This window comes from Pseudoduganella lutea (genome assembly GCF_004209755.1).
GTDB lineage: Bacteria > Pseudomonadota > Gammaproteobacteria > Burkholderiales > Burkholderiaceae_D > Rugamonas > Rugamonas lutea.
The window spans coordinates 5,516,351-5,530,396 of the sequence record NZ_CP035913.1; the positions used below are offsets into that span (position 1 = coordinate 5,516,351).

Sequence of the window (14,046 nt, forward strand, 5' to 3'; positions counted from 1 at the left end):
TCGCCGGGAAGGGGGGCTCATACCGGCTGGGTCGCATGCGATCGAACATAGCGGCGATCACGAACGGTCGGCGCACGATAGCGCCCAATCGCGTTGTCCAGCCGTGCACGTTTGATCGAGATCATGCCTGGTCGTTCCAGCACACGTAGCCTTGTCACTCGCGCCACATGAGGTGGCGTCGATTCCCTGATCAACCTGTATTTTTTTCCGTTCATTTTTTTGCTCATCTACTATAAAGAGGCAACCATGTTCCCTTTTTCCCAGAGCATCACACCAGCCGCCAAGAACCATGTCCAGGCCCAGGTTTCGTTCTTCAATGACTTTTCCCGTTCGGTGTTCCAGTTGGCCCAGCAGATCAACGAAGTGAACCTGCAACTGGCCCAGTCCTGGCTGGAGGACCTGGCCTCCACCAGCCAGGCCGTGATCACGGCGGGCAAGCCCACCGAAGTCTTCTCGGTCACGGCGGCGCGCGCACAGCCGGCGGCGGACCGGTTCAGGGCCTACCAGCAGAAGCTGTCGAAGATCGCCGCGGAAGGCCAGACCAGGCTGATCCAGGTAGCCGGTGAGCACGCCGATGAAACGGCACGTGCCGCGCGCGAGTTCACGGATGAAGTCACGCGCGTCACGTCCGAGGAAACCGAGCGCACGCTGCGCCAGCAGCACGATACGATGCGCCAGCTGGCCAATCCGCTGGACAGCATGGTCGACAGCGCCACCCGCCAGGCCCGTGCCGCGATGGGCAATGGCCTGGACCTGGCCAACCAGGCGGCCCAGGCCGCCCAGGCCGCGACACGCAGCGCCGCCGGCCAGCCGCAGCGCAAGGAGGGGCAGCCGTCCTGACGGCAACTCGTCGTGGCGCCGCCCCAAGCGGCGCGCCACGCCGCCATGACACCCGGCCCGTCCGGTTCGGCCCTGCGGGCGCACCGCATCCATGCGACACCATCGTCGAACGGCGGCTACACTCGCCGTTCGATGGATGAGCTTTGGAGCGTGGGATGGGGGACTGGATTGATCTGTTGCAGTGGCCGGCCATGGCCGCATCGCTGCTGGCGGCGTGGCTGGTCGCGTCGCAGCGGCCGGGCCGGCGCCTTGCCGGCTTCATTGTTTTCCTGGTCAGTAACGCCATGTGGATCGCCTGGGGCGTGCATGACGATGCCTGGGCATTGATCGCGTTAAACTGCTGCCTTGCCGTCACGAATATCCGTGGCATCGTCAAGAACCGCAACGCACAGGAATCGTCATGACCACGCCCTTGCACACCGTTTGTCCCCACTGCGATGCCGTCAACCGCATGCCGCCGGAGCGGCTCGGCGAGGCGCCCACGTGCGGCAAGTGCCAGGCTTCGCTGTTTACGGGGCAGCCGGTCGACCTGTCCGGCGCAAGGTTCCTGAAACACATCGAGCGCAGCGACCTTCCCGTGCTGGTGGACTTCTGGGCGCCGTGGTGCGGCCCGTGCCGCAGCATGGCGCCGTTCTATGCGCAGGCCGCCCGGCAGCTGGAGCCCCGGGTGCGGGTGGCGAAGGTGGACACGGAAGCAAACCAGGACATCGGCGCGCGCTTCGGCATCCGCAGCATCCCCACGCTCGCGTTGTTCCACGGCGGGCGCGAAGTGGCGCGCCAGCCGGGCGCGATGGACACGAACGGTATCCTGGCCTGGGTGCAGCAGCATCTGCGCTGAAGACCCGCCAATGATGCAAATAATGCAGATTAGTAAATCAAAAAGTTTACTTATTGCCGGGTTGGCCGTATAGTCGGCGCATGAACCATCTCCTCCTGCTCACGGCGGCTTGCCTGCTGGCGCTGCTGTCCACCGTTGGCGCTTCGCTGCCGTACCCGATCCTGCCGCCGCTGTTCGCCTCGGGTGCCGCGAATGGCCTGAACGCGTTCATGGACCTGCCGCCGAAACTGCTGTTTGGCATCGCGCTGGCCATCAATCCCGTCGGACTGCTGATCGGCGCCACCTTGCTGGGGCCACTGTCGGACCGCTATGGCCGCCGGCCCCTGTTGCTCGGTACCGCATTCGGCGCCGCCGCCGGCCACGCGCTGACGGCATTTGCGCTGGTGCAGGAATCCTACCCGCTGTTCATCGTGGCGCGCTTCGCCACCGGCCTGCTGGAAGGCAACGGCTCGATCTGCCGCGCGCTGATCGCGGAGAAATTCACCGGCGCGGAGCGTACCCGCGGCCTGTCGCTGGTGAACGGCGCCTTCCACCTGGGCTGGCTCGTCGGCCCCATGCTGGCCGGGCTCACGCTCGGCTTCGGCATCGTGGTGCCGTTCGCGGCCGCCATCGTCGCGCTGGTGCTGGCCGGCGTGCTGGCGGCGCTGGCATTGCCGCGCGAGCCGGCGTCCCTGGAAACCTCGTCACTGTGGCAGGTGGCGCGGCACCGCCATGCACTGAACCTGCTGCGCCATGGCGAGCCGCGCACGCTGTTCTTCATCCAGCTGGCCGGGTTTTGCGGCGTGGCCGCGTTCTATGAGTTCTATCCGCTCTGGCTGGTCGAGGAGGGCCAGTACGATGCGGCCCGCATCGCGCTGATCAACATGGCGATGTGCGGCATCATGACCGCCGCATCCGTGGTGGCCGGGCGCATGATGGGCCAGTGCACGGGTGGGGAGTCGCTGCGCATGGCCGGATGGTTCGCCTGGGGCATTGCGCTGGCGGTCGCTTGCGTGGCGGTCGGCAATCTGTGGCTGGGGCTGGCGGCGATCACGCTGTTCGGCATCCCGAACGCGTTTTTCAACGCGACCGTGCAGCCGTGGGCCGCGGAGCGTTTCGCCGAACACGGGCAGGGCGCGGTGATGGGCCTGATGTCGACGACGTTCTGCCTGGCCACGATCCTGATGGCGCTGGTCGGCGCCGTGCTGGTCCTCATCGATACCCGCCTGGTGCTGGCGGTAGGCGCCGCAGCGAGCCTGTGGGCCGGCTGGCGCCTGCACGGCTGGCGCCGCGAGCTGGCACCGGCCCTGGGCACCATTCGTTGAAAGGAATTCTTTGATGAACACGTCCGAGCGCATCCTGTTCCTGCTGAAGACGCGCGGGCCGAAAACAGCGCAGCAGCTGGCCGACCTGCTCGAGCTCACGTCGATGGGCGCGCGGCGCCAGCTCGAGGCGGCCGAGGAAAAAGGGCTCGTGGCCTTCGAGGACGTGGCCGAGAAAGTCGGGCGCCCGTCGCGGCGCTGGCTGCTGACCGACGCCGGCCACGCGCGCTTCCCGGACCGCCATGCCGACCTCACGGTGGCGCTGATCGACCAGGTGCGCACGCTGTTCGGCGACGAGGCGATGGACAAGCTGATCGTTTCCCGCGAAGCCGCCAGCGAAGCGTTCTACCGCGATACGATCGGCACCGCCACCGCGATGGCCGAGCGGGTGGCGGCGCTGGCCCACGCGCGCGACGTGGAAGGCTACATGGCCGAGGTGGAAACGCAGCCGGACGGCAGCCTGCTGCTGGTGGAAAACCACTGTCCGATCTGCGCCGCCGCCCGCAGCTGCCAGCAATTCTGCCGCTCCGAGCTCGACGTCTTCCAGCGCGTGCTGGGCCCCCGCTGCACCGTCGAGCGCACCGAACACCAGCTCGCCGGCGCGCGGCGCTGCGCGTACCGCATCGTTCCTGCCTGAATGCGGGCGTCGTCGACCTGCCAGGGCTGCCCGGCAGCGGCCGCTTCGCAACGCGCGCACTCATTCATTCACCCACTCAATCACTTCGCCCCGGGGTTTGTTTCATACGAAACCGCACGGGCGACATTCCCCGCCTATGGTCCACCATCCCCGGCGATATTCGCCGGTAATATCGCGCGGGCGATGTGGTAAATATCTTTACTATCAAAATCGTAGTAACTGAATAATCGGCGAAATGCCCCGAGGGCATGTTGTTCGCGTTACAATTCCATTCGGAAATAATAGGGATTTATTTTCCGACGCAATGTAACAGCCCCCCGAGTTATTCCAGTATTCATCCATGACTTTCGATACAGCACGTTTTCCCGATAACCCTCCGTTACACTCCGATAAAACCTGGCCTTTGCTGCGAGATCCGCTGCTGCGGATCTCGGTATTCTTCCTGATCGCAATCGCCATCCTGATCAGCGTTACCCGGCCCCAGTTCCATGGTGACGCTTCCGAATATACGCTGATGACGGTGGCGCTCGCGAACCACGGCACGCCGGACATCACGGCAGCGGATGCCCATGACGCGGGCGCAGTGTTCCCATGGTTCGCCTGGCACCAGGCGGCCATTGCCGACCATCTCTCCAGGGGAACGCCGCTGCCGCCGGGGTTCCTGCGGGGAGAGGATGGCAAGGTACATGCGATCCATTCCTTCGGCTATTCGGCGGCGGCTGTCGTGCCGATGAAACTCGCCAGCATGATCGGCGCCAATCCCGCCAAGTGTTTTCTCTGGGTGGACAGCCTAGCATTATTGTTGCTGGTCTATTCGGCGTATGGGTTTTTCCGGTCGGCCGCAAAAGCCTTCATTCCCGTAGCCCTCATGGTCACCACGGTCGGTTGCTCATACTGGAACTGGGGAAGTCCGGAACTGTATTCAGCTAGCCTGGCCTTGTCGGCACTGCTCCTGATTGCGCGGTCACGGTCTGTGCTGGCCGGGCTGGCGATCGGCCTTGCCGGCATGCAGAACCCGCCATTGCTGTCCCTGCTGTTTTTCGGCCCATTATTCATGATCGCCGACGCGCGATTTGAACAGCCGTCGCGCAATATCCTCGGTGTCATCAAGGATTTCATTGGCGGGAAAATGGCGGCTGGAACGCTGCTGGGACTGGCTATCGGTCTGTCGCCGGTTTATTTCAGTTTCAAGTATTTCGGCACGTGGAATGTGATCGCGAAAGGCGCGACCGATTCCCGCCTGGTCAGCCTGCTGCGCCTGCATTCGTATTACTTCGATCTCAACCAGGGCCTGATCATCGCCATCCCGGGCGTGCTGCTACTGGTCGCACTGCTGGCCGCCAGGTATCGCCGCGTCGCGCTGATGCTCGTGCCGATCGCCGCCTGCTCGCTCGTGCTCGCGGTGCCTTCGCTGAGCACGCAGAACTGGAATTCCGGCGCGGCGGGCATGATGCGCTATGTCGTGTGGGGGGCCGTGCCCTTCCTGTTCCTGCTGCTGCTGGCCATCCGGCAGCTGACGACGTTGCCGGCCTGGTTGCCGATCCTGTTCCTGGCAGTCCAGCTTCCGTTCACGGTCCACGCGACAAAGTACACCCACATGGCATTCAGTCCGCTGGCGCTGTGGGCCCTGGAGCATGTGCCGGCGCTCTACAATCCCGAGCCCGAAATCTTCATCGACCGGTCGAGCCATGGGGAGCCGATGGTCGACTACGACACCGTGTATCGCTTCGGCAGCGGGGAAAAGCGCAAGACGCTGTACTACGATGGTTCCTACCGGGCCATCGCGCAATTGTGCCCGACGGGCTTGCCGTCCGCCGGCTCCGTGGTACGTGCATCGTACGATGGCTGGACCTACCTGAACGGCCCCGTTACCTGCTCCGCACGAGCGCTGGTCATCCGGAAGCTGGGAATCGAGGCATTTTCGCGCACGTCCGGCGCTCGGATCGGTAGTGGCTGGAGCCGCTTCGAATTCGGCACCGAGGAGCAAAGCGGCATCTGGTCGATCGGCAAGGAATCGACGCTCTATCTGGAAGTGCCGAAGACGGGCCTGAATGCGCTGTCGATCCACGGGGTCTATGGCCAGGGCAACCTGAGCACCGAGGTGATCGTCAATGGCCGGGCGCTGGGCAAATGGCACCTCGATCGCCCGAACCGGATCAGCCTGGAGTCGGTCGAGCACCACGGGACGCTGGAAGTCACGTTGAAACATGCCGCGCCGAAGGCACCGTCGGACGTGGATACGCGCGAACTGGCATTCTTCATGAAGCAGGTGGTAATCGCGTCGCAGGAGGACCGCTGACGCTTGCGCCCAGGATCCGCGCCGTCGTGTACAGTAGCAAAAACACAACGGAGGATCACCATGCCACTGGAAGATGAAGCACGCCGCAAGTTCGTGGCGGAAGTCTGGAAACGCTACGAGGAAGTGCAGAACTGGGCGATCGCCAACTGGCCCGACAGCGAGCATCCGCTGTCGACCAGCGATTTCGTCGAAGGCCGCAAGGAAATCCTCGGCCTGGGCCTTCCGCCCGAGCAAAAGCTCAAGCAGGAGCCGCAACCCGCGCCGGAACCGGAGGACGGCGGCCCGCAGTACCTCGATGTGACGCCGGCGCCATGGCCGTGATGGTCACGTAATGATTACCCGCGCCGCGCGGGAATCCAGCAGAGCAGGCTGACTACCAGGCAGCCGCGCCGTTGCAACTCTACCCCAAGTGTGCTGGGCCGGATTACCCGCGCCGTGCCGGAATCCAGCACAGCAGGCTGACCAGCAGACAGCCCCGCCGTTGCTACTCCTACCTCAGGTGTGCTGGGCCGGATCACCCACGCCGTGCGGGAATCCAGCACAGCAGGCTGACTACTAAGCAGCCCAGCACACCGCAGGCGAGCTTGAACGCACTGTCGAACAGCAGCGGTGCGATCAGCCCCGACACCAGCGCGAACAGCGTCATCTGGATGAACGATTGCATCGAGGCGGCCAGCCCGCTGTTGTCGGGGAACAGGTTCATTGCCAGCAGCGACAGCGGCGGCATCGCCAGCGCCAGCGCCAGCGAGTAGAAGAACAGCGGCAGCACGGCCCATGGCACCTCGGCCGGGAACAGCCAGGTGTAGGCCACGTTGGCCAGCGCGGCGGCCGCCATGCCCGCGTAGCTGATCCAGATCAGCTGCGCCTGTGTGCGCGAGCGCGCCAGTTTGCCCGACAATCCCGATCCCACCACCATGCCCGCGACGAGCGGAATGAACAGCCAGCCGAACGCCGTTTCGGGCAGGTGCAGGATGTGCATGATGAAGTAGGCGGCCGAGCCGATATACAGCGCAAAGCCGCCGAACGCCACGCCCAGCGCAGCCGACAGCAGCAGGAAGCGGCGGTGGCGCAGGACCTTCAGGTAGTTCGCCGCGATGAGCTTGAGCTCGAACGGATGACGCTTTTCCTGCGGCAGGCTTTCCGGCAGCCAGCGCCACACGGCCACGAACATCACCACGCCGAACAACGCCAGGAACCAGAAGATCGAACGCCAGCCCGTCGATACCTGCAGCCAGCCGCCGAGGATCGGGGCCAGTGCCGGCGCCAGGCCGAACACCATCATGATGTGGCCGAGGATCTTTTGCGCCTCCGCGCCCTCGAACCGGTCTTGCACGATGGCCCGGCCGACGACCGAGCCGGCGCCGGACGACAGGCCCTGCAGGACCCGGCAGACAAGCAGGAAACCCAGCGAACCGGCCAGCGCGCCGCCCACCGATGCGATGACGTAGGCGACGAGCGACCACAGGATGATGGGGCGGCGGCCGAGCGTGTCCGACAAGGTGCCGTAGAACAGCATCATGAACGCAAAGCAGAACAGGAACAGCGACAGCGTCTGCTGGATCGCGATCGGCGTGGCGCCGAACTCGGCGGCGATCGCCGGGAACGAGGGCAGGTAGGTGTCGATGGCCAGCGGCCCCACCATGGTCAGGCCGGCCAGCAGCACCGTCAGCAGGATATTCATGGAAAGAGTATCGTTATTGTTTTTCGGGCGCGTATTGTACGCCAGCCGTTCGCGGCGGGCCGGCACGGCCCACGGGCGCGTTCCGTGATATCGATATGCACTTATCGCATAACCGGGGCGGCGCGGATTTTCGTAGAATGCGCGTGCGCGCAGCCTGCGCGCCACATGAGTAGATGAAGAACATGACTATCGATACCTTCGACGGCACCGGCGTGAAGCCTGCCCATTGGGACCTGGATGCCGTGGTTGCGGCACTGCGCGTTTCGCGCGAGGCCACGCACAACATCCGCCACCAGCGCCGCGTGCGCGAGCTGCCTTCGCGCGAGGCATTGACCACCATCGTCAACGGCCTGTCGGCCGTGCTGTTCCCCACCCATTACGGGCGGCCCAACCTGACGGACGAGAGCATCGATTATTTCGTTGGCGATACGCTCAATACCACGCTGAACCGGCTGACCGAACAGGTGCGGCGCGGCCTGCAGTTTGCCGACGATGCCGACCTCACCGAGGAAACGCTCACGCAGAAAGCGCACGACATCACCCGCGCCTTTGCCGCCAGCCTGCCGGAGATCCGCGGCCTGCTGGTGTCGGACGTGCAGGCCGCGTATGCGGGCGACCCGGCAGCCACGTCCATCGCCGAGATCATGCTGTGCTATCCGGGCACAATCGCGATCCTGTATTACCGGCTGGCGCACCGGCTGCACCGGCTCGGCTCGCCGTTCCTGGCCCGCATGATCTGCGACATCAGCCATTCGCTGACCGGGGTCGACATCCACCCGGGCGCGCAGATCGGCGCGAGCTTCTTCATTGACCACGGTACCGGCGTCGTCATCGGCGAAACGGCGATCCTGGGCGAACGCGTGCGGCTCTACCAGCATGTCACGCTGGGCGCGAAACGCTTCCCGACCGATGCTTCGGGCATGCTGATCAAGGGCACGCCGCGCCATCCGATCGTCGAGGACGACGTGGTGATCTATGCCGGCGCCACCGTGCTGGGCCGCATCACGATCGGTGCCGGTTCCACCATCGGCGGCAACGTGTGGCTGACGCAGAGCGTGCCGCCGAACAGCAACGTGTCGCAGGCGCAGACGCGCAGCGACTGAAGCGGCGCTTACTCGGGCACGTCGCCCTCCTTCAGCGCCAGGTCGCCACGCTCGTAGGCGGCCAGTATTTCCTTCGCGGCGGCCAGGTCGCGCTCGTGCACCAGCACGCGTGCGCCGCCCATCGCGGGCGAGATCAGCTGGTCGACCTGGGAATGGTGGTCGTCGGCCACGGTGGCGGCGATGCCCGCCGCGTGCAGGCAGCCACGCAGCACGTGGGCCTCGGTGGGATCGAGGCAGCGTGCCGCGATCGTGTAGTCATCCTTGATGTCTTCCTTGATGGCGTTGCTCGTGTAGTCCATGATCGGCGTCTCCTGTTTCCACCGATTATGAACGACCGTCTGGAAATCGGTCGCTACAGAGCGTGCGCGGTGTACAGCGCGTCGAGGATCGTTCCCTTCAGGGCGGCCTGCGCCGGATCGTCGCGCCGGCGCGGGCCCGGTGGCCGCACGTATTCGGTACCCTGGCCGCTGCCGTCGAGCAGCACGATGCGGTCGCCCAGGAACAGCGCCTCGTCCAGGTCGTGCGTCACCATCAGGATCGTCAGCGCATGCTCGCGCGCCACCTTTTGCAGCAGGTCCTGCAGGCGGATGCGGGTAAAAGCGTCGACGGCGGAGAAGGGCTCGTCCAGCAGCAACACGCGTGGCCGGTTGTACAGGCCGCGGGCGATGGCGGCGCGCTGCGCCTGGCCGCCGGAAAGCTGGCGGGGCAGGCGATCGCCCAGGCCGTCCAGGCCGACTTCGGCCAGCAGCGGTGCCGGGGCGGCCGTGCCGCCGAACGCGACATCGCCGAACGCGACATTCTGCGCCACGGTCAGCCAGGGGAACAGCCGGGGTTCCTGGAAGATCAGGCCGATGTCGGCCGATACGCCGTCCAGCGGCTGGCCCGCCAGCGTGATGCGGCCCTGCCAGTCGCGGTCGAGGCCGGCCACGATCGACAGCAGGCTGCTCTTGCCGCTGCCGCTGGCGCCGACCAGCGACACGCATTCGCCGGCGGCCAGGCGCAGGCGGAAGTCGCACAGCACGGTGCGCTCACCGAACGATTTACGGGCAACGTGGATGTCGAGCAGGGGAGGGAACGTCACGTTCATGCGCTCCTCGCCAGGTCGTCGCGCCAGGCCAGCAGCCGGATTTCCAGCCGCCGCATCAGCGTGTCGCTGGCCTTGCCCAGCAGTGCCAGCAGCAGGATGGCTGCCAGCACGATATCGGCCCGCCCCGTTTCGCGGCCATCGCTGAGCAGGTAGCCGAGCCCCTTGCTGGCGGCGATCAGCTCGGCCGCCACCATGAACATCCATGCCAGCGACAGGCCGTTGCGCAATCCCGTCAGCAGCGACGGCAGCGCGGCCGGCAGCAGCACGCGCCACGCCAGCGCGGCGCCGCTCAGCCGGTACAGCCGGCCCACTTCGACGAGCTTGCGGTCGACACCGGCGATCCCCGAGGCGGCGCCCATGTACACGGGGAAGAAGGCGCCGATCGCGATCAGCACCAGTTTCGGCGCTTCGTCGATGCCCAGCCACAGCAGCAGCAACGGCACCCATGCCAGCGAGGGCACGGCGCGCAGCGCCTGGAACGTGGGGTCGAGCAGCGTGGCGATCCGCGCATCGAGCCCCACGGCCGCGCCGATGACGATGCCGAGCAGCGCGCCCGCCGCGTAACCGGCTGCCACGCGCAATGAACTGGCGAGCACGTGCCACAGCAGGTCGGTTTGCGCCAGCTGCGCCAGCGTGGCGGCGATCTCGGAAGGCGGCGGCAGCAGGTGCGCCGGTACGGTGCCGACACGCACCAGCGCCTCGACGGCCGCCAGCGCCAGCACCGGCAGCAGCAGGCCCCAGGCCGGATGAAGTCGCCTGCCACGTGACCGGCGCACCGGCGCCGGTGCCGGTGCCTCGGCGGGAGCAGGGGCCACGGTCGACGGCACGTGATCCGTGGCAGCGTGGCCGCCCACCAGCCCGATGCTCGAATGCAGCGCGGGTGGCGTCATGGTCAGGCCTTGCCGGTCAGGGCGCGGGCGAAGCGCGTGTCGACGAGATCGGCGATCGTCCTGTCCAGGTTCGTGCCCGGTTTCACCAGCGCTTCCTGCTGCAGGATCGGCGCGGCCTGGCGCAGCGCCGCCACGTGTTCTTCGCCCGGCTGCGGTTGCGAGAAATCGGTGCGCAGCTTGACCTGCAGGAGCGCCACCGGCAGCGACACTTTGGCTTCCTCGGCCAGGATGCGCGCCGCCTCCGAAGGGTTGGCGATGATCCACTTGCGGGCCCGTTCGTAGGCGGCCAGCACGCGCGTTACCTCTTCCGGGCGCTGCGCCAGGAACTCTTCGCGCACGTTCAGGAAGCCGTAGGTGTTGAATGCCACGTTGCGGTAGACGAGCCTTGCCCCGCCTTCCAGTTCGCTGGCGGCCATGTGCGGGTCCAGACCTGCCCATGCGTCGACACGGCCCTGTTCCAGCGCCGTGCGGCCATCGGCGTGCTGCAGCGCCACGTGCTCGATGTCGCCGCGCTTCAAGCCTGCCTGCTTCAGTGAGCGCAGCAGGAACAGGTAGGGGTCCGTGCCCTTGGTGGCCGCCACCTTCTTGCCCTTCAGGTCGGCGACCGAGCGCACCGGCGAATCCTTGCGCACCACGAGCGCCGTCCATTCGGGGCGCGAGTAGATGTACGGCGTGCGGATCGGATTGCCGTTCGCCCGTGCCAGCAGCGCCGCCAGGCCAGCCGACGAGCCGATGTCGATGCTGTTGCCGTTCAGGTATTCGAGTGCGCGGTTGCTGCCGGCGGAAAGCACCCACTTGATGTCGGTGCCGGCCGGCTTGAAGGCTTCCTCCAGCCACCCGAAGCGTTTCAGCACGAGGCTCGACGGCGAGTAATACGCATAGTCGAGGCGCAGTTCCTTCAGCGGCGCGGCGGCGCGCACCAGCGAGGGGACGGCCAGTACCGCGGCGGCACCGGCCGCGGATTTCAACAGGGTACGGCGTTTCATGGTTTTCATTTCCTTCAGGTGGTTCGTCCGGTGCCCGGAATGCTTGCCTGCATGGTTACTTGCTTGCCTGCTGGTTCGCTTCGAGGGCCAGCTGGTAGTCGGTCTTCGCGTAGTCGGCGAAATGCTTGTTGGTCACGGCAAGGAATTCGCGCGAGCGGTAAGCGGCGGCGATGTCCCTGGCGAACTGCTTGTCCTTGTCGGCCGTCTTCACGGCCACCAGGTTCACGTAGTTCGGCGAAATCTTCTCCGTCTTCAGGGCGTCGCGCAGCTTCAGGCCGGAAGCCAGCGCGTAATTGCCGTTGACGAAGGAGTAGTCCGTGTCCTGCAGGGAACGGGGCAGTTGCGCCGCTTCGAGCGGCACGAGCTTGATCTTCTTCACGTTCTGCGCCACGTCGCGTTCGGAGGCACGCACCGGGTCCACGCCCGGACGCAGCCTGATCCAGCCCAGCTGATCGAGCAGCACGAGGGCGCGCGCCTGGTTCGTCGGGTCGTTCGGCAGCGCCACGGTGCTGCCTTCCTTCACGGCGTCCAGCGACTTGTGCTTCCTGCTGTAGATGGCGATCGGGGCGGTCGGCACCGTCACCAGCGGCACGATGGCCAGCTTCTTCTCGGCGGCGAACCTGTTCAGGTAGGTGATGTGCTGGAACACGTTGGCATCGAGCGAGCCTTCGGCCAGCGCGAAGTTCGGCTGGATGTAGTCGTTGAATTCGACGAGCTTCACCTTGTAGCCCTGGCGTTCCAGGATCGGCTTGATGCCGAGTTTCACCTGGTCGGCATACGGGCCGGCACTGGTGCCGATCACGAGTTCCTTCGGATCCTTCGCGTAGGCCGACAGCGACGACAGCAGCAGGGCGAACAGGATGGCGCGGCGTGGCTTGAACAGCGGGTTGAACATAAGACTCCTTAGCGTTTGTCGAGCCGGCGCGCGAGGCGGGCGCCGGCGAACTGGATCAGTTGGACGATGAACACCAGCAGCACCACAGTGGCGATCATCATGTCGGTCTCGAAGCGGTAATAGCCGTAGCGGATGGCCAGGTCGCCGATGCCGCCACCGCCCACCACGCCCGCCACCGCCGAGTAGGACAGGAAGCTGATCGCCAGCACCGTCAGGGCCAGCACGAGGCCGGAGCGAGCTTCCACGAGCAGCACGCGCAGCACGATCTGCAGCTCGCTGGCGCCCATCGCATGCGCCGCCTCGATCACGCCGCGCGGCACGTCGCGCAGCTGCTGTTCGACGAGCCGGGCAAAATAAGGGATCGCCGCGCACGATAGCGGCACGCTGGCCGCGAGTGGTCCGATCGACGTGCCGGCGATGATGCGCGTGAGCGGGACGAGCGCCACGAGCAGGATGATGAAGGGGAACGAGCGCACGGTATTCACGAACCAGCCCAGCACGGCGGCGGCGAAGCGGTTCTGCAGCGGCTGGCCGTTCGAGACGAGGAACAGCAGCACGCCCAGCGGCCCGCCCAGCAGCACGGCGGCGGACAGGCCGATTGACAGCATCGTGAGCGTCTGCCCCAGCGCGGTCCACAACTCGGGCAGGAGGTCGAGCCAGGAAGTGTCAGGCATGCGCGCCCTCCCGGGTGGCGGTACCGAACAGCGATACCAGCTCGCGCCCCAGCGCGGTCACCGCATGCGACGTGCCGGGGCGGACCACTTCGGCCACCGCGCCATCGCCGATGACGGCAACCCGGTGGCAGAGGGCTGCCAGCACGTCGAGCTCGTGGCTGACGATCACGATGGTGACGTTCAGCCGCGCATTCACGTCGGCCAGCGTGGCCAGGATACTGCGGGTGGTTTCGGCATCGAGCGCCGACGTGGGTTCGTCGCACAGCAGCACGGCCGGCCCGCTGGCCAGCGCGCGGGCGATCGCCACGCGCTGGCGCTGGCCGCCGGAAAGCTGGGCGGGCCAGGCCTGTGCCTTGTCTTCCAGGTGCACCAGCGCCAGGCAGTCGGCCACGCGCCGCGCGATCTCGTCGCGCTGACGGCTCCCATGGATCTTCAGCGGAAACGCCACGTTGTCCGCCACCGTGGCGTTCTGCAGCAGGTTGAAGCCCTGGAAGATCATGCCGATGTTCTGGCGCGCGGCGCGCAGCGCGCGCTTGTCCAGGCTAGTGAGTTCCTGTCCGTCGACGGTGACGGTGCCGGTGTCCGGCCGTTCCAGCAGGTTGAACAGGCGCAGCAAGGTGGACTTGCCGGCGCCGCTGCGGCCGGCGATGCCGAAGATCTCGCCGGCGCCGATGTCGAGCGACACGTCACGCACGGCGGCGACACCGGGATCACGGCCATTGCCGAACGATTTCGATACACCGCGCAGCCGGATCAGCGGGGCCGCCGCCGGCAGGTGGGAAAAGGCATTCATTGTTTCGTGGTCCGCTCTTTGC

Annotated in this window: 16 protein-coding genes; 8 read left to right on the plus strand and 8 right to left on the minus strand. The window is 66.2% G+C overall.

Translation table 11 applies throughout. From position 1 onward, the window contains the following. The first annotated feature begins 246 nt into the window (after positions 1-246). From EWM63_RS23435 to EWM63_RS23465, 7 genes are all read left to right on the plus strand, one after another. Positions 247-840: a phasin family protein gene (locus EWM63_RS23435; RefSeq protein WP_130188687.1), complete on the plus strand. Its 594-nt coding sequence runs from the start codon at positions 247-249 to the stop codon at positions 838-840. A 155-nt stretch (positions 841-995) separates the two neighbouring features. Further along, positions 996-1,244, plus strand: a complete 249-nt coding sequence (locus tag EWM63_RS23440) for a YgjV family protein (protein WP_130188688.1) — start codon at positions 996-998, stop codon at positions 1,242-1,244. Then, positions 1,241-1,678 carry a thioredoxin TrxC gene (gene trxC / locus EWM63_RS23445; protein ID WP_130188689.1) on the plus strand — a complete coding sequence of 146 codons (438 nt, stop codon included), beginning with the start codon at positions 1,241-1,243 and terminating at the stop codon, positions 1,676-1,678. The genes EWM63_RS23440 and trxC overlap by 4 nt, the downstream gene beginning before the upstream one ends. Positions 1,679-1,758: 80 nt before the next feature. Further along, positions 1,759-2,982 (plus strand): MFS transporter, encoded by a 1,224-nt coding sequence (locus tag EWM63_RS23450; RefSeq protein ID WP_130188690.1) that lies wholly within the window; start codon positions 1,759-1,761, stop codon positions 2,980-2,982. Between the two features lie 13 nt (positions 2,983-2,995). After that, positions 2,996-3,616: a helix-turn-helix transcriptional regulator gene (locus EWM63_RS23455; protein WP_130188691.1), complete on the plus strand. Its 621-nt coding sequence runs from the start codon at positions 2,996-2,998 to the stop codon at positions 3,614-3,616. 403 nt (positions 3,617-4,019) lie between these two features. Beyond that, positions 4,020-5,915, plus strand: a complete 1,896-nt coding sequence (locus EWM63_RS23460; RefSeq protein ID WP_130188692.1) for a hypothetical protein — start codon at positions 4,020-4,022, stop codon at positions 5,913-5,915. Between the two features lie 60 nt (positions 5,916-5,975). Continuing rightward, positions 5,976-6,236 carry a hypothetical protein gene (locus tag EWM63_RS23465; RefSeq protein WP_229487464.1) on the plus strand — a complete coding sequence of 87 codons (261 nt, stop codon included), beginning with the start codon at positions 5,976-5,978 and terminating at the stop codon, positions 6,234-6,236. 193 nt (positions 6,237-6,429) lie between these two features. Here the strand turns inward: EWM63_RS23465 and EWM63_RS23470 are convergent, their stop codons facing one another. Continuing rightward, positions 6,430-7,596: a multidrug effflux MFS transporter gene (locus EWM63_RS23470; protein ID WP_130188693.1), complete on the minus strand. Its 1,167-nt coding sequence runs from the start codon at positions 7,594-7,596 to the stop codon at positions 6,430-6,432. A gap of 182 nt (positions 7,597-7,778) precedes the next feature. Here EWM63_RS23470 and epsC point away from each other — a divergent pair, with 182 nt between their 5' ends. Further along, positions 7,779-8,699 carry a serine O-acetyltransferase EpsC gene (gene epsC / locus EWM63_RS23475; protein ID WP_130188694.1) on the plus strand — a complete coding sequence of 307 codons (921 nt, stop codon included), beginning with the start codon at positions 7,779-7,781 and terminating at the stop codon, positions 8,697-8,699. An 8-nt stretch (positions 8,700-8,707) separates the two neighbouring features. Here the strand turns inward: epsC and EWM63_RS23480 are convergent, their stop codons facing one another. The 7 genes from EWM63_RS23480 to EWM63_RS23510 form a co-directional block, all read right to left on the minus strand. After that, positions 8,708-8,998, minus strand: a complete 291-nt coding sequence (locus EWM63_RS23480; protein ID WP_229487465.1) for a putative signal transducing protein — start codon at positions 8,996-8,998, stop codon at positions 8,708-8,710. A gap of 53 nt (positions 8,999-9,051) precedes the next feature. Then, positions 9,052-9,786 (minus strand): ABC transporter ATP-binding protein, encoded by a 735-nt coding sequence (locus EWM63_RS23485; RefSeq protein ID WP_130188695.1) that lies wholly within the window; start codon positions 9,784-9,786, stop codon positions 9,052-9,054. After that, positions 9,783-10,613, minus strand: coding sequence for an ABC transporter permease (locus tag EWM63_RS23490; protein ID WP_371861252.1), 831 nt, complete (start codon positions 10,611-10,613; stop codon positions 9,783-9,785). Before EWM63_RS23490 ends, EWM63_RS23485 begins: the two co-directional genes overlap by 4 nt. Positions 10,614-10,678: 65 nt before the next feature. After that, positions 10,679-11,662, minus strand: coding sequence for an aliphatic sulfonate ABC transporter substrate-binding protein (locus EWM63_RS23495; protein WP_130188697.1), 984 nt, complete (start codon positions 11,660-11,662; stop codon positions 10,679-10,681). 55 nt (positions 11,663-11,717) lie between these two features. Then, positions 11,718-12,557, minus strand: coding sequence for a MetQ/NlpA family ABC transporter substrate-binding protein (locus EWM63_RS23500; RefSeq protein ID WP_130188698.1), 840 nt, complete (start codon positions 12,555-12,557; stop codon positions 11,718-11,720). A gap of 8 nt (positions 12,558-12,565) precedes the next feature. After that, entirely contained in the window at positions 12,566-13,231 is a 666-nt protein-coding gene (locus tag EWM63_RS23505; RefSeq protein ID WP_130188699.1) for a methionine ABC transporter permease, read from the minus strand. Beyond that, complete coding sequence (locus EWM63_RS23510) at positions 13,224-14,024, minus strand: methionine ABC transporter ATP-binding protein (RefSeq protein WP_130188700.1); 801 nt, start codon at positions 14,022-14,024, stop codon at positions 13,224-13,226. Before EWM63_RS23510 ends, EWM63_RS23505 begins: the two co-directional genes overlap by 8 nt. Positions 14,025-14,046: the final 22 nt, after the last annotated feature.

Bases quoted from the DNA above. Each gene is read 5' to 3' on its own strand.
- EWM63_RS23470 (WP_130188693.1), bottom strand. From the start codon at position 7,596: ATGAATATCCTGCTGACGGTGCTGCTGGCCGGCCTGACCATGGTGGGG.
- EWM63_RS23500 (WP_130188698.1), bottom strand. From the start codon at position 12,557: ATGTTCAACCCGCTGTTCAAGCCACGCCGCGCCATCCTGTTCGCCCTG.
- EWM63_RS23435 (WP_130188687.1), top strand. From the start codon at position 247: ATGTTCCCTTTTTCCCAGAGCATCACACCAGCCGCCAAGAACCATGTC.
- EWM63_RS23465 (WP_229487464.1), top strand. From the start codon at position 5,976: ATGCCACTGGAAGATGAAGCACGCCGCAAGTTCGTGGCGGAAGTCTGG.
- EWM63_RS23450 (WP_130188690.1), top strand. From the start codon at position 1,759: ATGAACCATCTCCTCCTGCTCACGGCGGCTTGCCTGCTGGCGCTGCTG.
- EWM63_RS23485 (WP_130188695.1), bottom strand. From the start codon at position 9,786: ATGAACGTGACGTTCCCTCCCCTGCTCGACATCCACGTTGCCCGTAAA.
- EWM63_RS23510 (WP_130188700.1), bottom strand. From the start codon at position 14,024: ATGAATGCCTTTTCCCACCTGCCGGCGGCGGCCCCGCTGATCCGGCTG.
- EWM63_RS23455 (WP_130188691.1), top strand. From the start codon at position 2,996: ATGAACACGTCCGAGCGCATCCTGTTCCTGCTGAAGACGCGCGGGCCG.
- EWM63_RS23480 (WP_229487465.1), bottom strand. From the start codon at position 8,998: ATGGACTACACGAGCAACGCCATCAAGGAAGACATCAAGGATGACTAC.
- EWM63_RS23440 (WP_130188688.1), top strand. From the start codon at position 996: ATGGGGGACTGGATTGATCTGTTGCAGTGGCCGGCCATGGCCGCATCG.
- trxC (WP_130188689.1), top strand. From the start codon at position 1,241: ATGACCACGCCCTTGCACACCGTTTGTCCCCACTGCGATGCCGTCAAC.
- EWM63_RS23505 (WP_130188699.1), bottom strand. From the start codon at position 13,231: ATGCCTGACACTTCCTGGCTCGACCTCCTGCCCGAGTTGTGGACCGCG.
- EWM63_RS23495 (WP_130188697.1), bottom strand. From the start codon at position 11,662: ATGAAACGCCGTACCCTGTTGAAATCCGCGGCCGGTGCCGCCGCGGTA.
- epsC (WP_130188694.1), top strand. From the start codon at position 7,779: ATGACTATCGATACCTTCGACGGCACCGGCGTGAAGCCTGCCCATTGG.